18 protein-coding genes are annotated in these 18,829 nt (G+C 29.0%); 5 read left to right on the top strand and 13 right to left on the bottom strand.

Annotated features, from left to right (window positions below):
• Positions 1–21 precede the first annotated feature (21 nt).
• From BR69_RS0105510 to BR69_RS0105495, 4 genes are all read right to left on the bottom strand, one after another.
• Positions 22–1,326: a helix-turn-helix domain-containing protein gene (locus BR69_RS0105510; RefSeq protein WP_027632290.1), complete on the bottom strand. Its 1,305-nt coding sequence runs from the start codon at positions 1,324–1,326 to the stop codon at positions 22–24.
• A 176-nt stretch (positions 1,327–1,502) separates the two neighbouring features.
• Positions 1,503–1,679: a YtxH domain-containing protein gene (locus BR69_RS21670; RefSeq protein WP_150112248.1), complete on the bottom strand. Its 177-nt coding sequence runs from the start codon at positions 1,677–1,679 to the stop codon at positions 1,503–1,505.
• Positions 1,680–1,761: 82 nt separating this feature from the next.
• A complete protein-coding gene (locus BR69_RS0105500) occupies positions 1,762–2,400 on the bottom strand; it encodes a ribonuclease H1 domain-containing protein (RefSeq protein WP_027632288.1) in 639 nt (212 codons plus the stop codon).
• Positions 2,401–2,417: 17 nt separating this feature from the next.
• Positions 2,418–3,353: a YkvA family protein gene (locus tag BR69_RS0105495; RefSeq protein ID WP_027632287.1), complete on the bottom strand. Its 936-nt coding sequence runs from the start codon at positions 3,351–3,353 to the stop codon at positions 2,418–2,420.
• 181 nt (positions 3,354–3,534) lie between these two features.
• Between BR69_RS0105495 and BR69_RS0105490 the strand changes: the two genes are divergently transcribed.
• Positions 3,535–5,274 carry an ATP-dependent metallopeptidase FtsH/Yme1/Tma family protein gene (locus BR69_RS0105490; RefSeq protein WP_027632286.1) on the top strand — a complete coding sequence of 580 codons (1,740 nt, stop codon included), beginning with the start codon at positions 3,535–3,537 and terminating at the stop codon, positions 5,272–5,274.
• A 68-nt stretch (positions 5,275–5,342) separates the two neighbouring features.
• Here BR69_RS0105490 and BR69_RS0105485 read toward each other — a convergent pair whose 3' ends face one another.
• From BR69_RS0105485 to BR69_RS0105465, 5 genes are all read right to left on the bottom strand, one after another.
• The gene (locus tag BR69_RS0105485; RefSeq protein WP_027632285.1) at positions 5,343–6,305 is read right to left on the bottom strand and encodes a rhomboid family intramembrane serine protease; all 963 of its coding nucleotides are present in this window, start codon (positions 6,303–6,305) and stop codon (positions 5,343–5,345) included.
• A 23-nt stretch (positions 6,306–6,328) separates the two neighbouring features.
• Positions 6,329–7,387 (bottom strand): HD-GYP domain-containing protein, encoded by a 1,059-nt coding sequence (locus BR69_RS0105480; protein ID WP_027632284.1) that lies wholly within the window; start codon positions 7,385–7,387, stop codon positions 6,329–6,331.
• Between the two features lie 315 nt (positions 7,388–7,702).
• Positions 7,703–9,502, bottom strand: a complete 1,800-nt coding sequence (gene pepF / locus BR69_RS0105475) for an oligoendopeptidase F (RefSeq protein ID WP_027632283.1) — start codon at positions 9,500–9,502, stop codon at positions 7,703–7,705.
• Positions 9,503–9,709: 207 nt separating this feature from the next.
• The gene (locus tag BR69_RS0105470) at positions 9,710–10,105 is read right to left on the bottom strand and encodes a DUF6762 family protein (protein WP_027632282.1); all 396 of its coding nucleotides are present in this window, start codon (positions 10,103–10,105) and stop codon (positions 9,710–9,712) included.
• A 66-nt stretch (positions 10,106–10,171) separates the two neighbouring features.
• On the bottom strand, positions 10,172–11,086 hold the full coding sequence (locus BR69_RS0105465; protein ID WP_027632281.1) for a metal ABC transporter solute-binding protein, Zn/Mn family: 915 nt from the start codon (positions 11,084–11,086) through the stop codon (positions 10,172–10,174).
• A gap of 104 nt (positions 11,087–11,190) precedes the next feature.
• On the opposite strand from BR69_RS0105465, the gene BR69_RS0105460 reads away from it, so the two are divergent.
• Positions 11,191–11,838 carry a metal ABC transporter ATP-binding protein gene (locus BR69_RS0105460; protein WP_027632280.1) on the top strand — a complete coding sequence of 216 codons (648 nt, stop codon included), beginning with the start codon at positions 11,191–11,193 and terminating at the stop codon, positions 11,836–11,838.
• 14 nt (positions 11,839–11,852) lie between these two features.
• A complete protein-coding gene (locus BR69_RS0105455) occupies positions 11,853–12,653 on the top strand; it encodes a metal ABC transporter permease (RefSeq protein ID WP_027632279.1) in 801 nt (266 codons plus the stop codon).
• 28 nt (positions 12,654–12,681) lie between these two features.
• Here the strand turns inward: BR69_RS0105455 and BR69_RS0105450 are convergent, their stop codons facing one another.
• Positions 12,682–13,095, bottom strand: coding sequence for a Fur family transcriptional regulator (locus BR69_RS0105450; protein ID WP_027632278.1), 414 nt, complete (start codon positions 13,093–13,095; stop codon positions 12,682–12,684).
• Positions 13,096–13,368: 273 nt separating this feature from the next.
• Positions 13,369–13,917 (bottom strand): manganese efflux pump MntP, encoded by a 549-nt coding sequence (locus BR69_RS0105445; protein WP_027632277.1) that lies wholly within the window; start codon positions 13,915–13,917, stop codon positions 13,369–13,371.
• A gap of 503 nt (positions 13,918–14,420) precedes the next feature.
• Between BR69_RS0105445 and BR69_RS0105440 the strand changes: the two genes are divergently transcribed.
• Positions 14,421–15,617 (top strand): 6-phosphofructokinase, encoded by a 1,197-nt coding sequence (locus BR69_RS0105440; protein ID WP_027632276.1) that lies wholly within the window; start codon positions 14,421–14,423, stop codon positions 15,615–15,617.
• 153 nt (positions 15,618–15,770) lie between these two features.
• On the opposite strand, the gene BR69_RS0105435 is transcribed toward BR69_RS0105440, so the two are convergent.
• The gene (locus tag BR69_RS0105435) at positions 15,771–17,051 is read right to left on the bottom strand and encodes an aminotransferase class V-fold PLP-dependent enzyme (RefSeq protein ID WP_027632275.1); all 1,281 of its coding nucleotides are present in this window, start codon (positions 17,049–17,051) and stop codon (positions 15,771–15,773) included.
• A gap of 134 nt (positions 17,052–17,185) precedes the next feature.
• Here BR69_RS0105435 and BR69_RS0105430 point away from each other — a divergent pair, with 134 nt between their 5' ends.
• Positions 17,186–17,434 (top strand): hypothetical protein, encoded by a 249-nt coding sequence (locus BR69_RS0105430; protein ID WP_027632274.1) that lies wholly within the window; start codon positions 17,186–17,188, stop codon positions 17,432–17,434.
• A gap of 174 nt (positions 17,435–17,608) precedes the next feature.
• On the opposite strand, the gene BR69_RS0105425 is transcribed toward BR69_RS0105430, so the two are convergent.
• The gene (locus BR69_RS0105425; protein WP_027632273.1) at positions 17,609–18,817 is read right to left on the bottom strand and encodes an ABC transporter permease; all 1,209 of its coding nucleotides are present in this window, start codon (positions 18,815–18,817) and stop codon (positions 17,609–17,611) included.
• Positions 18,818–18,829: the final 12 nt, after the last annotated feature.

Here is an 18,829-nt window from a genome sequence, read left to right as displayed (position 1 = left end):
CATCACACCCAACAACCTTTATTATAGTTCTTTTAAAATACCTAATTCCTTAAGCAATCCCACTCCATCATTTAGATATTTTGCTGCCTTTATATCTTCCTTATTATCAATATAGAACTTACCTATCATTATACAAATCTCAGCTGCTTTCTTTAAAAACTCCATATTTTTAGCATAATTTAAAGCTAAAATTAAAGTGCTTTCTGCTGCTAATGTATCATTCTTTAAAAGTTCTACCCTATACTTTATTAGATAATAGTCTATAAAAGCTAGTCCACCTATATCCTGTACAGAATCGAATATTTCCTCAAGGATCTCTTCACACTTATCAACATTTTTTAGTTTAATGTAATTTTCACATATATTTATTAAAGTATCAATTAAGGTTTTATCATTATTCTTTTCTTTTATTTCTTTAGCAGTATTATAGTGTTTAAATGATTCCTCAAGATTATTAAACTCATAGAAAAGCCTTCCTAAGTTATTTTCGATATAAGAAAGCTGGAGTGAATCTTTTAATTCTCTAAAAACTTCTAAGGTTTTCTTAGAATATTTTATTGCATTATCTATGTCACCCTTTTTATTATATTGCTCTGTAAGAAGTAGTAATGCTTTTCCATATTCTTTTTTATTATCAAGCTGATTAAACTTCTCTTTAGCTAGGTAAGAATAGTTTATAGCCTTGTCCAAATTATCTAACTTAAAATATACACTGGCTATGTAATAATATATCTCTCCAAGTATAGCATCAATTCCTAGATCATTATCTAGATAAACCTTTTCAGCTTGTTGAAGATAAGAATTTGAAGAGTGATAAGCTTTTAACTCATAGGTTATTTTACCTAAGTTTAAGAAGGTATTAACAACTTCTTCATAATTATTATTTTTTATAAATATTACATTTGCTGATAAAAAATACTGTTGGGCAGGTACATTTTCTTCTTTAGACATATAAATACTAGCTCTTAAATAAAGGTTTCTTGCCTTCCTGTACTCTAAGTTGTATTTTTCAGCATAATATAGAGCTCGCTCTATATATTGTTCCCCTAAGGATAAATCCTGATTTAATACATAAGATTCAGCTAAGTTTTCGAAATATAAACATATTTTTTCTGCTTGGGTTTCCTCTGATTCCATTAAATACTCAACAGAGGTTTTTAGTGTAGATGCCAAATACTCAAGTAAATCCATACTTGGATTTGATTTTCCTGACTCTACAAGACTTATTTGACCTGGAGTTATTCTATCCCCTGCCAAATCCTTTAAAGTCATATTTAATTCTTTACGCCTTCTCTTTATTTTTTCGCCTAAAGAAAGTATCTCCATAACTCACTCTTCCTTTACTGAAAATATTCTCATATATATTGATTTTATGTATTATTATAGCACATTTTGTGTACTGAACAACGATTTATTAAAAAAAACTTTTAGATTTTTAAAATTTATCAAAAAACTCTTACAAATGCCCTAGATTTGTTAGCCTATCTAGGGCATCATAGTAATTATCTCATATATTGATTCATTTGTGAATATACATCTTCAGCAAAAGTCGCTAGTTGTTTACCAGTCCTTCTTAACTTTTTCTTAGTTCTTCTATCCATATTGCTCATCATAGATCCAACTGTTCCACCAACTATTGCTCCTGCTGCCATTCCAACTATGAATTTTCCATTACGCATAATCTCATCTCCTTATTATTTATTGTAGTCTTAGATTATGCAAATTTCCCTTTATTAAACTAGAATGTTTTTTCCAAAATCACTATATGTTTAATGCATTTTTAGCTAACCTATCTGCTCTATCGTTATATAAATCACCACTATGTCCTTTAACCTTAACGAATTTAACCCTTAATGTTTCCATTTTTTTCTTCATAAATTCATGATATCTTTGGGTTAAAAAATTATTTCTTTTCCACATCCCTAAAGCCCAGCTTTCAATTCCTTGATAATCAAAATATATTTCTCCCCCATTATATCCATTTAGCTCCATAAATTCTATTGCTTTCATAGCTCCTAAAACTTCTCCTGCTACATTCCTCATAGAAGCAGCTTCTCTTTCTTCTCCCACGCCCTTATCTTCATAGATAACTTCATTATTTAAAACCGCCACAAGTCCATAAGAATATTCTTCTGTACTTACATTATAGCTTCCATCCACATATATTTTAACCCTATTATCATTATCATTACTACTTTCAAAAACTTTACTACTTTTTTCTTTTATGTCTTTTTTATTTTCATGATAAAGTTCTAAAAAATCTAGGGCCTCTTTTTCATTTTTAAAACTTTTATATATAGCTCCCTTAAATCCAATTACTTCTGCTCTGCATTGATCCCAGGTTCTATAAATTTTTCCTCCTCCAGATTTTCCTTTGACTACTGCATAAAACTTCGGCATTAAAATGTTCTTCCTTTCTATAACCTATCTATTGTGTTATATAACTTATCCACTCTCTCTCCACCTGATAAAGTGTTCAAATAGTATATACCATCTTTTATAATCTTTATTATATCATCTTCCCCTTCCCAATTTTCTAATATTACAATATCATCCACATTGTTAATTATCTTATTTAAGGCAAAGAATACTACTGCTACATCATCAATCTTACCTACAAATGGTATGAAATCTGGTAATATATCAAAAGGTGAAGATATATATACTAGAGAGATAAGTACAGAAATTTTTATTTTTTTACCTACCCTCTTATCCTTAAGTAATCTATATAATAAGGCTGCTAAATCTGGTATGATAAGAGCAAATTTAAGAAGTCCATCATATTTTTCTGGAACCTTATTCTCTATATATCCCTTAACCTCAGTATAGCAATCCTTAGTTTTATTAATTTCAATCCTCTCTATTTCTTCTTCTTTAATAAGAACCTCGTCTATTATTGGTTTATTTAAAGAGAAGTCAATATTTTTAGCCTCTCCCCTTAGAAGTCCATCTTTAATATAAAGTCCTTGAAGGGTAAAATCTAAATATACTGGTATTTTTTTTAGAAAACTAGTTATATCTATTGTAACCCTATCTTCCTTAAAACTTATACCATCCTCTTCTAGATCTCTAATAATTTTATTTACAACTCTTTTTTTTATAAAGTTCCAAAGAGAGATATTACCTGCTTTTATCTGCTTTACATTAAGATATACTTTATTTTCTAAGTTCCCATCTAAAGTCATTGTTATGTAAAAAGGCAGTTTTATAATACCCTTATATTCTCCCTTAATCTCTACATTCTCTAGTACTTTTATATTTTCTATCCTAAGTCCTTGTACTTTTAAAAAGTCCTTACATATGGATAGAAGATCCTCTCCACTAAGTGCTAAGTCTACATTACTTACCTTCATAAATTATCCTCCGTAAAATTCAATTTTACATACTAAAAGTATACCATATATTTCTTTTTTATAAATAGATTTATAACTACTACCACAAATTACTTTACCAAATGTTATGATTTTCGTTAGACATTTTATCTTAAATCTTATATGTTAGTTATAGAAAAAGCTTTAAGGGGGAATAAAACAAATGATAAAAACAAAGAAAAATAAATTTTTCATATCTTCTATTATAGCTTTGATACTTATAATACTAGGATCCTCTTATTTTATTTTTAATGATAAGCCTAGTAGTAAAAGTTATAATGAATTTCTAAAAGATATAGAAAATAATAAGATTTTAAGAGTTAGTTTAAATAAAAGTTCTAAACTAACCATATTAACTAAAGATGGTGCAGAGTACCTTACTGATAATCCAAATAACACAACTTTAAAAGAAGATTTATTAAAAAATAATATAGAGGTAAAGGAAAGTAATACTCCTCCTCTTAAAGATATAATGTTAACTTTACTTATAATAGGCTCTTTAGGAACTATTGTATTTTTATCTCTTAAGAAAACTTCTCTTGGGGCTAAAAATATGCTGTCTGCTGATAGCTTTGAAGCTCATAAGGATGAAAACTTCTCATTTAACTTTTCATCTATGGCAGGTAATGAGGAAGCAAAAGAAAGCGTTAAAGACATAATAGAATTTTTAAAAACCCCTGAAAAATATGCTAAATACGGTGCTAGAATGCCAAAGGGGGTAATACTTTATGGTGAACCTGGTACTGGTAAAACCCTACTTGCAAAAGCTGTGGCTGGTGAAGCTGGTGTTCCTTTTTATGCTTTATCCGGTTCAGACTTTGTTCAACTATATGTAGGGGTAGGTGCCTCTAGAATAAGAAATCTATTTAAAAAAGCTAAAAAGAATGGAAAAGCTGTTATCTTTATAGATGAAATAGATGCTATCGGAAAAAAAAGAGATAATTCTAAAGCTGGAGGATCTGATGAACGTGATCAAACTCTAAACGCCCTTTTAACAGAAATGTCAGGATTTAATGAAAATGAAGGCATAGTAGTTATGGCTGCTACTAATAGATTAGATATGCTTGACTCAGCCTTATTAAGACCTGGTAGATTTGATAGGCATATAGAGGTATCTCTTCCTGATGTTAGTGCTAGAGAAAAGATTATAAATTTATATCTTGAAGGAAAACCTCATAAAGATTTAGATATTAAAGATTTAGCTAAAAAAACTTCTTACTTTTCAGGAGCTAAATTAGAAAATTTAATAAATGAGGCTGCTATTATAGCTTGTAAGGAATCTAGTGATTATATATATGATATTCACCTAGACAAAGCCTTTTCTATAGTAGTTGCAGGATATGAAAAAGTAAACAAGGAAGGAATAAAAGAAGAAGATAAAAATATAACTGCTTACCACGAAGCGGGACATGCTATCTTATCTAAACTAGTACTTCCAGAAGATAAGCTATCTAAGGTTACCATAATTCCAACCTCTAAAGGAGCTGGTGGTTATACACTAACAATACCTCATGATAGTTCTTATCAAAACCTATCATACCTTCATAATAGGATTAAGGTTCTTCTTGGTGGACGTGCTGCAGAGGAAATCATCTTTGGGAAAAATAAAATTACTACAGGAGCCTATAATGACTTAAAACAGGCAACTAACATAATATCGTCGATGATAACTAGTTATGGTATGGGAGAGTCCTTAGGTCTTTTAAGTCTTAGCGAACTTCAAAATTTAGGTGGTATAAACACTTCTGAGGTTCTTGATGAATGTAAGGATACGGTTTATAAACTTTATGAAGAAACTAAGGCTCTTCTTATAGAAAATGAGGATGTTCTTCATTCTCTAGCTAAGTCCCTTTTAGATAAAGAGACATTATATGAAGAAGACATATATAAGCTAGTATCATAAAAAATCCCTATAAAATCAGCACTATGAATATTATTTAGTCTTAATTAATATTCATAGTGCTTTTATTTTTACATTTTATTCTTATCTCTTTGAAAATACATTATAAAGGCTACTATAGCCCCTCCTATAAGTCCCCCTAGATGACCATAATTATCTATATTAGGTAAGGTAAGTCCTATAAATATATTTATTCCTATAACCTTTAATATTTCTATAAAAAATTCCTTGCCTATACGATTTTTTTCCTTATAGGCATAAATTAAAGCCCCTCCTAAAAGAGCAAATATAGCTCCTGAAGCCCCTACTGATATACTGTCTGAGAATATGTAACTAAAATAAGATCCAGTAAGCCCTCCTAAGAAATATATAGCTAAAAACTTTTTAGCTCCATATATTCTTTCACTTAAATCTCCTAAGGATTTTAAGGCATACATATTAAATCCTATGTGGACAATACCTCCATGAAGAAACATGGCTGTAAATAACCTAAAATACTCACCTTTATCAATAAGAAAATTAACCTTAGCTCCAAAGAATACTAAAACATAATTATTTATGTTAGATAAACTTCTTGAATAGTAGGCTGTTATTAAAAACATTATTATATTTAATCCTATAATTATATTGGTGGGAGTAACCATTTCTCCTATAGGTTTATCTATTTTAATATTACTATTAGAGTTATTTTCTTTTAAAATATTTATAATACTTCCACTAGCATTATTATATCCTATAATTTCTCCATTACTTTTACTTATAAGAATGGTTCCGTAATTTTCATTATGTATATTAATATTATCTGTGATAATTATGTTATTAAAATATATTTCACTAAACCCTTTAGCTCTTAAGTGATTTAATCCACTTATGGCTTTTAACTCATAATCACCCTCAGTACTTACTATAACTGCTAAAGCCTTTGATCCCTCAAAGTGAATAGCTATGTATTCTCTACTCTCTACTCCAAGTATGTTATATTCCTCTATAAAAAATCCTTTTTGAGACAGTAGGGCAAATATATCTCTTTCCATAAATACCCTCCTTTAAAATAAATTTAAACAATTCCTACTATAGTTAAGCTTATCTCCTTAAGTAAATCTACCTCATAAAAAGGTATGGATTCCCTGGTTTTATTATCATAAAGAATTCTTATTTTAGGCCTATCTGGATATCCACTATTTTGATTTATAACATATCCCTCTATACCATTAGATAATTTCACGCAGCATCCTAATGGATATACGAAAAACGTGCTTCTAAAGTTGTTTACCATATCTATTCTAAAACTATTGTTAGCCTCTGATAATATAAGCTCATAGGCATCATTGGGAGAAAACTTCTTTCTATACACCCTATCATTACTTACAGAATCATATACATCACATATAGATACAATTTGAGCTGCCTCGCATATATGAGCATCTTTAAGTCCATAAGGGTATCCCTTACCATTAAACTTTTCATGATGCTGAAGAACTGTCTTTACTATCTTATCTGATACGAAATAATTTTTCTTCAACATTTCAGCCCCATAAATTGGATGTTTCTTCATTTCCTTAAATTCTTCATAGGTAAGAGGTCCTCTTTTATTCATTATCTTTTTAGGTATTTTAAGCTTTCCTATATCATGAAGTATAGCTGCAACTCCTAAATCTATTAATTCACTTTTAGGAATGTTAAAATTTATCCCCATAAAAAGACTCATTATTCCTGTGTCTATGGAATGAATATGTGTGTAGTTATCAAAGGTCTTTATGTCATATAAAGTTTTACTTACATCTCCCATGTTTAATATGTAATCCATAAGTTCTTCTACAATTTCAGTAGAAGTTCTAAAACTTACCTGAGAATTATTATCTACATTTTTAACCACATTGGATAATGCCTTAACAGCATTCATCTTTATTTCATTTAGCTTTTCATCTTCTACGTTAATATCCTCTAATCTGTCATCTTTTATATAAATATAAAAGACTTCTAAGTTCTTAAGTCTTTCAATATATCTAGTAGTTAAGGTTATACCAGATCTTAAAAGAACCTTCCCATCACTTGTAAATATACTTTTAGCTAATACTTCCCCATTGTTTACTCTATCAATAAATTCAAATCTCATATTATCCCTCTCTAAAATTAACTATACTAACTAATTCCTAACATCCTATGGAATATAATCACTCCTGATAAAATTTATTTTAGCTTATCTAATGGCCATAATTGTTTATTTTCTCACTTAAAACTCTATATATTATAAATAACACCTATTATTATAAAGCTTTAAACTAATTTCAACAAACCCTTTAAAATATATTAAAATTTTTAAAGTCCTAAATTAATTATATAGTGTAAAATCTATTTCTTCAAAGCATAATTAAAAATTTTTATAAGCTAAAGAGGTTATTTATATAAATAACCTCTTTAAAAGCATAAATTATAGTTCCTCTTCTAGCATATCTAATAATTCATTAAATCTCATCATAGTCGCTTCTAAAGGCTTAGAAGTTGTCATATCAACTCCAGCTTTTCTTAATATATTTATTGGATAATCACAACCTCCAGATTTTAAGAAGCCCTTATATTTTTCTACTGCCTTATCTCCTTCTTTTAAAATAGAATTTGCAAAGGCAAAGGCTGCTGCATATCCTGTAGCATATTGATATACATAAAAATCTGAGTAAAAATGAGGAATTCTTGCCCATTCTATATCTATTTCCTCATCTATAATCATATTTGGTCCAAAGTATTTTACATTTAAATCATGCCAAATCCTATTTAAATCCTCTCCTGTTAAAGAAGCTCCTTCTTCCATAGTTCTATGGGTTATTTCCTCAAACTCTGCAAACATTAATTGTCTAAATACAGTAGTTCTTATTTGCTCTAATTCTTGATTTATTAAATACAATCTCTTATTTTTATCCTTCTCTTTATTAATTAAATAATTTATAAGTAAAGCTTCATTACAAGTAGACGCAACCTCAGCGCAGAAAAGTGTATATCCTGAGTATATATAAGGTTGCTCCTGTCTTGAATAATAAGAGTGAATAGAGTGTCCCATTTCATGAGCAAGGGTAGAAACATCATTTAAATCATAATTATAATTTAGTAATACATAAGGCATACTATCATAGCATCCCCATGAATAAGCTCCTCCTCTTTTACCCTTATTCTCAAAAGCATCTATCCATCCACTTTCTATTCCTTCATTAAAAATTGATAAATATTCTTCCCCTAATGGCTTTAACCCTTCCTTTACTATATTAACAGCTTCCTCATATTCTATATGTTCTTTTTCTACGTCTATAACAGGAACATATAAGTCATACATGTGTATATCTGAAATTCCTAAAAGCTTCTTCTTTATGTCTACATACCTATGAAGTAAGTTTATATGTTTACTTACTGTCTCTAAGGAGCTATGGTAAACCTCTAAAGGTATATTATTAGGTTTTAATGAGGTTTCTAAGCAAGAACTATACTTTCTAATTTTTGTTTCTAATATTAAGTTTTTTATATTAGAAGTTAAGGAAGTTGATATGGTATTTATATATTTTTTATAAGTGTTAAATAAAGCTTTAAAAGCCTTTTCTCTCACGTCTCTATCCTTAGATCTTATAAATGTTCCATAATTAACCTCTGTAAGTTCTACCTCATTTCCTTCCTCATCCTTTATAATTGGAAAAGTCATATCTGCATTGGTTAACATGGAATAAATATTTCCTGCTGCCCCTAAGCAATCTGAAACTGATGCTAATAGTTCCTCCTCTTCCTTATTTAAAGTATGAGGCTTTTGCTTTAAGATATCCTGAAGGAAAAAACTATAATCCTTAAGTTCTGGAATCTTTATCATAGCCTTTTCTAAATAATCCTCTGGTAAAGACAGAATCTCTGGTTCTAAATAAGCATAATAGGATCTAAACTCCGCCATAAATGTATCTATTTTGCTCTTTAAGCCTTGATAAACTGTATTAGTTGTATCCTCATCACTTTTTAAATGAGCATACATAAATATTTTATCTGAAAACCTAGATATATCTTCGTATTTCTTTAAAAATTCCATAAGCTTTTCTGGATTGTTCAGTTGTGATGAAAATGTCTTTAATATAGGCGCTTCTTCTTTTAACCTTTTAAAATCTTCCTCCCATTTAGAAACATTCTCATATAATTTCTCAACCTTCCATTTATACTTCCCCTCAATGGAATCTCTAGTTTTTATAGTTTTTACATTATCCATAAATAGCCCTCCTTATGGTAAAAAATATGAAAAATCTCTTACTCATTATAATATCATAGGGGTTTCTTAATTTAAACACTATAATTTTCTATAAAGAATTTATTTTTAAAACTTTTCCTCTTTAGTTTATTATATAAGTAATTATATGAAAATAATAAAACACTATTAAAATTTATTTTTTATAATAAACTTTAATAGTGTTTACTTTTAATATTCTGCTTCTTTTCCTTCTATTCTTTTAAAAGATTCTAAAATAGCCTCTTCTATTAAATAGCATATATTATTTAAATCTTCCTTCATATCACTATGCTCTTCTTTATAATTTAAGGTAACCTTCCAAGTAGGGTTATATTCATCATCCATATCCTCAATCTCTATTCCTTTATCACTAAATATTTCATAAGGGAATAAATCATATATAGCGCTAAATTCCCACTCCTCCACATCCTTCTTTGTGTCAAAAACTAAAGTTACCTTTCCTTGAGATTCATAAAGCTTTTTCACATATTCTGCTCCCTCATTAACTTCATAACTTCCAAGTTCTTTAGTTAAAAATCCTGTCTCACTGTCTTTTTCCATTATAACTAATGATGAAAACTCCATAATACTTCTCCTTTTTATGTGTTCTATATATATTTATATACCAAATTAGATAAGTAGTCAAAATATCTATTTTAAAACATTATATATTTTCTCTAAGTTTTCCCTCATAGTTTCTCTATAGTTTCCTTCACTTTCAAGGGTATTTAGGGTTTCAACTTTAGCTCCAACTTCCTTAGCAACAGTCTCTGACACCTTAGAACTACCTCCCTTTTCCATGAAGATTGTTTTTATATTATTTGTTTTAGAATACTCAACTAGTTCCTTTAATTTATTACTAGTAGCTTCCCCCTCTGCAAAAACTCCTTGAACTCCCTTTTGAGTTATTTTAAAGTCCCTCGCTAAATAGGAGAATGCCTCATGGCCTACTAAGATAGTTTTGTTACTAAGCTTTGAAAATTTCTCATCATATTCTTGTAAAAGCTTTGAATTTTCATCCATAAATTTCTTGTATCTTTCAAGATAATATTCCTTATTCTCTCCATCCACCTTTAAAAGTCCGTCTAATATATTTTTAGCCATTATATTAGCATCCTTTAAACTAAGCCAAACATGAGGGTCATATTTTCCATGACTATGTTCTTCTTCCTTATCATGATCATGGTCCTCCTCTTTATTCTCTATAAGATTACAATATTTAGAGGCTTCAACACTCACTAGATTATTGTTATTAACCGTCTTTAAAGCACTTTCTGCCCAACCTTCCATGCCTAATCCATTATATACAAATAACTTGGCTTCATTTAAATAGGCCATATCCTTTGGCTTTGGCTCAAAATCATGTGCTTCTACTCCCTTTGGTACCATAACTGATAACTCTATTTTATCTCCGCCTATTTCTCTTGTAATATCAGCTATGGCATTAAAACTTGCCAATACCTTTATTTTTTTATTCTCTTCCTTAACTTTTTCAGGCTTTGAACAGGCTGCAAAAGTTAATAACATAATAAAAGATACTCCTAGTATCCACATTTTTTTCTTCATTACAAAAACCTCCTATTGCAAATCATTTGCATTTGGTTATATAATAATATTTGAGTTAATAAATGTCAACAATATATTTAAGATTATTTTTAGGAGATGATACTTTGATCAGTATAGAAGATTTATGCTTTTCATATAACAATTCTTCCCCTTATATTTTAAACAATGTGAATATTTTTATTCCAAAGGGGAGTTATGTTTCAATAATAGGTGAAAATGGAAGTTGTAAAAGTACCTTAATAAAGTTAATATTAAAATTATTAAACCCAAATTCCGGCAAAATAACCCTTCATAGTTCTAAGATTGGATATGTACCTCAAAGGATGGAAGGTTTTAATTCCCAGTTTCCCATAACAGTTAGTGAACTTTTAAATAACCATAGAAGGGCTCTTAACATAAAGGATAAATCTATAATAGATTCTGTTTTAAATAAGGTTAATATGAGTAACTTTAAAAATAAACTTCTTGGTAATCTCTCTGGAGGTCAACAGCAAAGAGTATTTATAGCAAGAGCTCTTATGGGCCTTCCTGAGATTCTAATTTTAGATGAACCTTCTACTGGTATAGATCATGAAAATCAACTTGAAATCTATGCCCTAATAAAAGAACTTAATTTAAAGGATAATGTGACTGTTATATCTGTAGAGCATAATATGGGTGCAGTGCTTAATAACTCATCTCATGTTTTACAACTTTGTAGTGGTGATGCAAAATTTTTCACCATAGATGAATTTAAAAATTTAACTAAATAAAGGAGTTATTAACCATGCTTCAATATGAATTTATGCAAAATGCCTTAATAGCAGGCTTTTTCATTTCAATTTTATGCCCATTAGTAGGTATGTTTTTAGTACTAAAAAGATATTCCATGATGGGAGATACTTTGTCCCACGCTTCCTTTGCAGGTATTTCCATAGGACTTGCTACAGGGGTTGACCCTTTGCTAGCTTCCTTTGCATTTACCTCCCTTTGTGGATTATTTATAGAATTTTTGAGAAATTATTATAAAAAATATGCAGAGCTTGTTATGTCTATTATTTTAACCTTAAGTGTAGGTATAGCTATAATACTTATAAGTAGTGGTAAGACCACTGCTAATGTAAACTCTATATTATTTGGTAGTATACTTACAGTATCTAAGGGTGATTTAATAACCATATTAATAATTAGTATAATAAGTTTTATATTAATAGCGTTATTATTTAATAAGCTTCTTTATATAACCTTTGATGAAGAAGGAGCAAAATCCCTTGGTATTAAGGTATCCTTTGTAAATTATATATTTACCCTATTAGTTGGAGCTACTATATCAGCCTCTATAAGAATTATGGGTATACTTGTAATTTCATCAATGATTGTTGTTCCTGTAGCTACAGCCCTTCAGCTAAAAAAAGGTTTTAAAACTACCCTTATTTGGGCTATGATATTTGGATTCTTAGATGTATTCATAGGACTTATAACCTCTTATTATATAGATAGTGCTCCTGGTGGTACCATAGCTGTAGTATCCGTAGTTATTTTAATACTGACTATATTAATAAATAATTTAATATCTTTAAAAAAATAAAAATAGGCTATCTAAAAATTTAGATAGCCTATTTTTCATTGGAGCAATCCTTACATAAACCCTTCATTTTAAGCTCATGTTCCACCAAAACAAAGCCGGTTGTGTTCCTTACTAGTTCCTCTATTTGTTTCATAGGACAGGTAAGTTCTATTTCTTTATGACAAAGACTACATTCTAATAAATGTTTATGATCATGTTTCTTTAAAGAAAAGTTATAGTACCCTGTTCCTAAATCAAACTTCTCAATTAACCCCTTTTCTTCAAAAAGTTCTAATGTCCTATAAACTGTTGATAAATTAATATTTAACCCCTGATCTAAACACTTTTTATATATCTCTTCTGCATTTATTGCTTTATCTTCTTCACCAATTATATTATATATATTAACTCTAGCCTTGGTCATCTTAATATTGTGTTTTCCTAGGATCTCTATGACCTTCATAAGTTTCACCTACAATTTTATAATTTTATAAAAACCATAATTAAAATATATAAATAGTTTTTATATTATCTACTATAAGTATAGCAGATATTTACTTAGTAATAAATTATTAAATAAACATTATTTCATCTATGACCTTACAATATATAATATACATGATATTAAATCTAAATATAAAAATCCTAAAGTCAAAAGTCTTATTTAGCTATAATTCTCCAAAACTCATTTTCATTTAAATTTACTTTAGTCTTATTCCTATTATATTACTTAGTATTAAAATAAAATCATCTTTAGCCCAAAAATTATTAGTATTGCTCCTCCAATAAAATCTGCATATTTAGAAACAAATTGAATTTTATTAAGGAATTTAGATAATATAAAAGCTACTGAAGTTAATACTAAAGTAGTAACTCCAATTATTAAGGTGCTATTTAATAGATGGCTAATATTTTTTATTGTATTTAAAGTTATAAAACCCACTACTAAAGCATCTATACTAACAGATACTCCAAGAATTAAATACATTCTTTTTTTTAATAATATACATTGATCCTTATCTCCAAAGCCTTCTTTAATCATCATTACCCCTACTATTGATATAATCATTCCCCCAATAATATTAGGCACAGATGCAAAGGAAGTAAATATATATCCTATGTATGCCCCCAAAAATGATAAAAAGAATTGAAAGAATCCAAAGGACAATATAAAGAATACCTTATTAATAGTTTTAACCTCACAATTAAGCCCTATGCTTAGTGCCACCCCAAAGGCATCTAAGGATAAAGCTATAGCTATTAACATGAGTGAATAGAACTCCATAAACCTACCCCTTTCTTTTAATCAACAAATCTATTATATTCCATAGCCCCTAAGTTGAAAAGAAAAAACACATTCTATAGTATTAATATTCAAAATAAAGCTAATTTATATCTATTAAATTAACTTCTTGTGCCAGTTAATTTAAAGTCTTTAAATCAGTGGATTTTAGGTTCTTGATCTTATAGCTTTATAAGTTAAAAGCACAAGTTTTCGCTACTTCAAAACACTTGAATATTACAATAGGTTACATCAACTTCATTTTAGCTATTATTTACAAATCAGTAATAAGTTGTGTTCTTATTTAGATTTCACTATATTTATCTTAAGTCTTAGATTTAATAAGTCTTATTATTTCACCATATTTAAAGGATATGTGCTATACTTTTTTCTCACTTTATAAATTATTTCAAAAAATATCTTTATATTTTATTCTTTTTAGTATATTATATTAATATAATATATATATGATATAGTCCAATTAAGGGAAAGGAGTAGCAATAAATATGTCTAATTGCATCATAGCACAATCTGGAGGTCCAACTGCAGTAATAAACGCAAGTGTAATAGGGGTTGTAGAAGAAAACTTCAAAAAAGGATTTTATGAAAATGTATATGCTGGTATAAACGGTATAGAGGGAATATTAAATAAAAAACTAGTAAATTTATCAGAAAAGTCTAAGGAAGATTTACAACACTTTAGGTTTACTCCTTCTTCTGGATTAGGTTCATGTCGATATAAAATGAAAGATTTTAGAGAAAATGATGAAGAATACATAAAACTTTTTAACCTTTTAAAGGAATTAAATATAGATACCTTCTTTTATGTAGGAGGTAATGACTCTATGGATACAGTAGCTAAACTTAGTGAATATACAAAAATTAATAATATCCCAGTTAAGGTTATAGGAATTCCTAAAACCATAGATAATGATTTACCATTAACTGATCATACTCCTGGTTTTGGTTCAGCAGCAAAACTAATATCTACCCTAACCTTAGAAACTTATTTAGATTCTTCGGTTTATACTAATAATGGAATTTTTATTCTTGAAACTATGGGCCGTGATACTGGTTGGCTTGCTGCTAGTGCCGGTGCTTCAAAATTAAATGGTAAGCAAGTAGCAGATTTTATATATCTTCCTGAGGTAGCTTTTTCAACGGAAAAATTCCTAAAAGATGTGGAAGAAAAATTTAAATCTCAAAATCAAGTTTATATAGTAGCTTCTGAGGGCTTAAGAGATAAAGATGGAAGATTCATATCAGAAACTCCCCTTTCTGGATGTCATGATAACTTTGGACATGCTCAACTAGGGGGCGTAGGTAATTATCTTAAAAACATTATAATAAATGCTGGAATTACCAAAAGGGTGAAGTCCCTTGAGCTTGGAGTTATCCAAAGATGCTCAATGCATATAGCTTCTAAAATCGACTTAGATGAAGCATATATGGTAGGTACAGCAGCCTTAAATTATGCTAATGAAGGTCATACTGGCTATATGGTAGCTATAAAAAGAAATGAATCTTTAAACTATGAATCAAGTACTTTTTTAGCTGAGGCTTCTAATGTAGCAAATAACATTAAATATGTTCCAATAAATTGGATAAACGAAGAAGGTAATAACGTTACAGAGGAGGCAATTAATTATATCACTCCTTTGATTGATAATTATATTCCTTCTTATGTAAGATTTAATAAATAGACACTCCTTTATTAATTACAATAAAATGAAAGAGTATGGCCGCCTTACCATACTCTTTCAATTTTTATTTTATATCTCATTTAATATTCCATTGATATTAAGTATCAATGGAATAGCATTTTTTAAAATGAGATTTTTATACCTATCTGTGTATTAACCTTTTCTTATTATATATCTTAAAGCATATAAAAATCTTTTGGCTTCTTCTAAAGTATTATAAACACCTAAACTTATTCTTACCATTCCTGGTTTTTCTACCTTATCATAATTTTTTATATAGTATTCCATGTCCTCTTCACTTATTCCAAGCAATTTTTCAACATAAGGATGGGCACAAAAGCATCCATTTCTAACTGATATTCCAAAGTCTGAGCATAGGCTATTAGCCACTTCACTATGTCCCATTCCATCCACATTAAAAGTTATTATTCCTAGTCTATTATCAGTAGTTAAAGGCCCATATATATCTATTGGAAGTCCCTTCATTCCATTTAATATATAATTGGTTATTTTCACTTCTTCATTATGAATATTATCCATACCTATATTATCTAGAAGCTGCATAGATGTAAGAAGAGCTACCACTCCAAAAACATTTGGTGTTCCCCCTTCATCCCTAGCTGGAGACTCATCCCAATATACCTTATTTTCTGTTACTATCTTTATAGTGCCTCCTCCCTTTATAAAGGGTTCTTTATTTTTCAGCTCTTCCTTTAACCCTATTACAACACCTATGCCAAAAGGAGCATACATTTTATGGGCAGAAAAAACTAAAAAATCTACTTCTTCACCACTTCCATTGCCTAACATATTAACTTTTTTATGAGGAACAAGTTGAGCTCCATCTACTATTATTTTAGTTCCATATTTGTGACATAACTTTGCTAACTTATTTATATCATTAACACATCCTGTAACATTAGATGCTCCTGAAACTGTTAAATACTTTATCTCATTTCTTTTAAGTTTATCTTCTAAGTCTAATATATCTAAGGTTCCATCATCTTTATTTATATTAACATACTCTAAATGGCATTTTCCTCTCCAAGGCAAATCATTAGCATGATGTTCCATAAAGGTACTTAAAACCTTATTCTCCTCATTAACTAATAAATGACTTAACAAATTAAGCCCCTCAGTGGTATTCTTTGTAAAAATAACTTCATACTTATCCTTAGGTGCATTAAAAAACTTTAGAATTCTATCTCTTGCATCTTCATAAAAGTCTGAACATATCTTAGATTTATATCCTGCACCTCTATGAACAGAAGAGTACCAGGAGGCAAACTTTTCTATACTTCTTATTCCATATATAAATGGTGGAGTTGTTGCTGCGTTGTCAAAATTTATACCAATAATTTTTTTACCATTGTCTAAAGGTACCTCATCATAAATACCTGGAAATAGCTTTCTAATCTTTTGTAAATCCAACATAACCTCTACCTCCTTAATATAATATACTATTACGGTTATGAGTCAAAAGTGATAAAATTTATGATTTTCCTTCTTAAATACTTTATTCCATCATATTATATACTGATATTTATTATATGCTTGGAGGTAATAGTATGGAATTTGAAGAGTTAGCACTATATAATCATAAAATTTTAGAGAAGTTTATTCCTTTTGAAAATAAAGACTATGGCTTACTAAATCCCCCTATATCAGTATCAGTTAAATCCCCCTATAATTTTGAAAATATGATACCTCTAAATTCTTTTGAAGAAAATTTTAATTTTCTACCTAATATAATAAGATTTTCTCCCAAAATTTTATTTCCTTTAAAGATTGATTTTTTATATATAAATAAAGACTAGAACTTACTTAATATAAAAAAAGAATTCTAATACTAAAATACATTCTTTAAAAAGTTAAAACTTTATACCTATTATATTTTTATATAAGAATAAAAAATCCCCCTAGCAATCTACTATATTCTAATAGAGCACTAGGGGTTTCCCTATTCTTTAGTTATTACTGTAATTAATTTTTTATTCATATCTTAAGGCATCTATAGGATTTAATTTAGCTGCTTTCCTTGCTGGATATATTCCAAAGAAAATTCCTACTGCTGATGAAAAGATTATTACAAGAATTATATGCTTTATAGATAGTATAGGAACAACATCTACAAAGGACCCTATAATAAATGCACTTCCTACCCCTAATATCATGCCTATTATCCCTCCAATTAAGGATATTATTATTGATTCCATTAGAAACTGTAATAATATAGCTGTAGTAGTGGCTCCTATGGCCTTCCTTATACCTATTTCTCTAGTTCTCTCTGTAACAGAAACAAGCATAATATTCATAACTCCAATTCCTCCAACTAATAAAGAAATAGCAGCTACAGCCCCTATAAATGAAGTAAAAATATCTATTACCTTATTTACTTGTTCTACTTGTTTTAAAAGTTTTTCTGCAGTATAAATATTCTTCCCCCTATTATTATGTCTTGCTTCTATTATATTAATAGCATCACTTGCCCCTTCTTCTACCTTATCCTTTGAATTAACTAATATATAAATATTATTTATTTTCATGTCTCCTTCTTGAAAATTAGCAGCAGAAGTAATTGGCATATCGATTACAGCAGGTATATTTTCAACTGGAGCTCCCTTCATATAACCAGCAGCCTTTGTAACTCCCACTATATTTACTTTTTTATAGGTCTTATTTTTACCAACTAATATACTCTCTCCCACCACATCCTTATATCCAAAATAATATTCTGCTGTTATTTCATCTATAACTCCTATATTTTTTTCTTCCTCTACTTCCCTATCTGTAAAATACCTTCCATATAATATCTCGTTATTTTGTATATAATTAAACTCTGCATTATTCCCACTTATAATAGCTCTTTTACTCTTATCTTTAACCTTCCCAACTCCTTGAATCATTATGGATGGTGAAACATATTTTATATATTGACTTTTTTCCTTTAGAGCCTTTACATCTTTTAATGTTATATAGTCTCCCTTTTCCGCTAACTCTCCATTTACCTTTAATTGTATGGTAGAAGATCCTATTTTCTCTAATTCCCCAACAATACTCTCCTTCCCACCATTACCAAGGGATAATATAGTTATAACAGAACTTATTCCTATTATTATGCCAAGCATGGTCAAAAAGGAACGAAGCTTATTGGCTTTTATACTATCAAGAGACATTTTTAAGTTTTCATATATATTCATAGTTAAGCTCCT

The organism is Clostridium hydrogeniformans DSM 21757, assembly GCF_000686705.1.
Taxonomy (GTDB): Bacteria; Bacillota; Clostridia; order Clostridiales; family Clostridiaceae; genus Clostridium_Z; species Clostridium_Z hydrogeniformans.
Note: the sequence above shows the minus strand (reverse complement) of the source record. Positions and strands in the feature narration are given on the sequence as shown.

Coding starts and splice junctions, on each gene's coding strand:
- BR69_RS0105435 (WP_027632275.1), bottom strand. CDS start 17,051: ATGTTGGATTTACAAAAGATTAGAAAGCTATTTCCAGGTATTTATGAT.
- BR69_RS0105500 (WP_027632288.1), bottom strand. CDS start 2,400: ATGCCGAAGTTTTATGCAGTAGTCAAAGGAAAATCTGGAGGAGGAAAA.
- BR69_RS21670 (WP_150112248.1), bottom strand. CDS start 1,679: ATGCGTAATGGAAAATTCATAGTTGGAATGGCAGCAGGAGCAATAGTT.
- BR69_RS0105445 (WP_027632277.1), bottom strand. CDS start 13,917: ATGGAGTTCTATTCACTCATGTTAATAGCTATAGCTTTATCCTTAGAT.
- BR69_RS0105455 (WP_027632279.1), top strand. CDS start 11,853: ATGCTTCAATATGAATTTATGCAAAATGCCTTAATAGCAGGCTTTTTC.
- BR69_RS0105480 (WP_027632284.1), bottom strand. CDS start 7,387: ATGAGATTTGAATTTATTGATAGAGTAAACAATGGGGAAGTATTAGCT.
- BR69_RS0105425 (WP_027632273.1), bottom strand. CDS start 18,817: ATGAATATATATGAAAACTTAAAAATGTCTCTTGATAGTATAAAAGCC.
- BR69_RS0105440 (WP_027632276.1), top strand. CDS start 14,421: ATGTCTAATTGCATCATAGCACAATCTGGAGGTCCAACTGCAGTAATA.
- BR69_RS0105495 (WP_027632287.1), bottom strand. CDS start 3,353: ATGAAGGTAAGTAATGTAGACTTAGCACTTAGTGGAGAGGATCTTCTA.
- BR69_RS0105510 (WP_027632290.1), bottom strand. CDS start 1,326: ATGGAGATACTTTCTTTAGGCGAAAAAATAAAGAGAAGGCGTAAAGAA.
- BR69_RS0105485 (WP_027632285.1), bottom strand. CDS start 6,305: ATGGAAAGAGATATATTTGCCCTACTGTCTCAAAAAGGATTTTTTATA.
- BR69_RS0105430 (WP_027632274.1), top strand. CDS start 17,186: ATGGAATTTGAAGAGTTAGCACTATATAATCATAAAATTTTAGAGAAG.
- BR69_RS0105490 (WP_027632286.1), top strand. CDS start 3,535: ATGATAAAAACAAAGAAAAATAAATTTTTCATATCTTCTATTATAGCT.
- pepF (WP_027632283.1), bottom strand. CDS start 9,502: ATGGATAATGTAAAAACTATAAAAACTAGAGATTCCATTGAGGGGAAG.
- BR69_RS0105450 (WP_027632278.1), bottom strand. CDS start 13,095: ATGAAGGTCATAGAGATCCTAGGAAAACACAATATTAAGATGACCAAG.
- BR69_RS0105465 (WP_027632281.1), bottom strand. CDS start 11,086: ATGAAGAAAAAAATGTGGATACTAGGAGTATCTTTTATTATGTTATTA.
- BR69_RS0105470 (WP_027632282.1), bottom strand. CDS start 10,105: ATGGAGTTTTCATCATTAGTTATAATGGAAAAAGACAGTGAGACAGGA.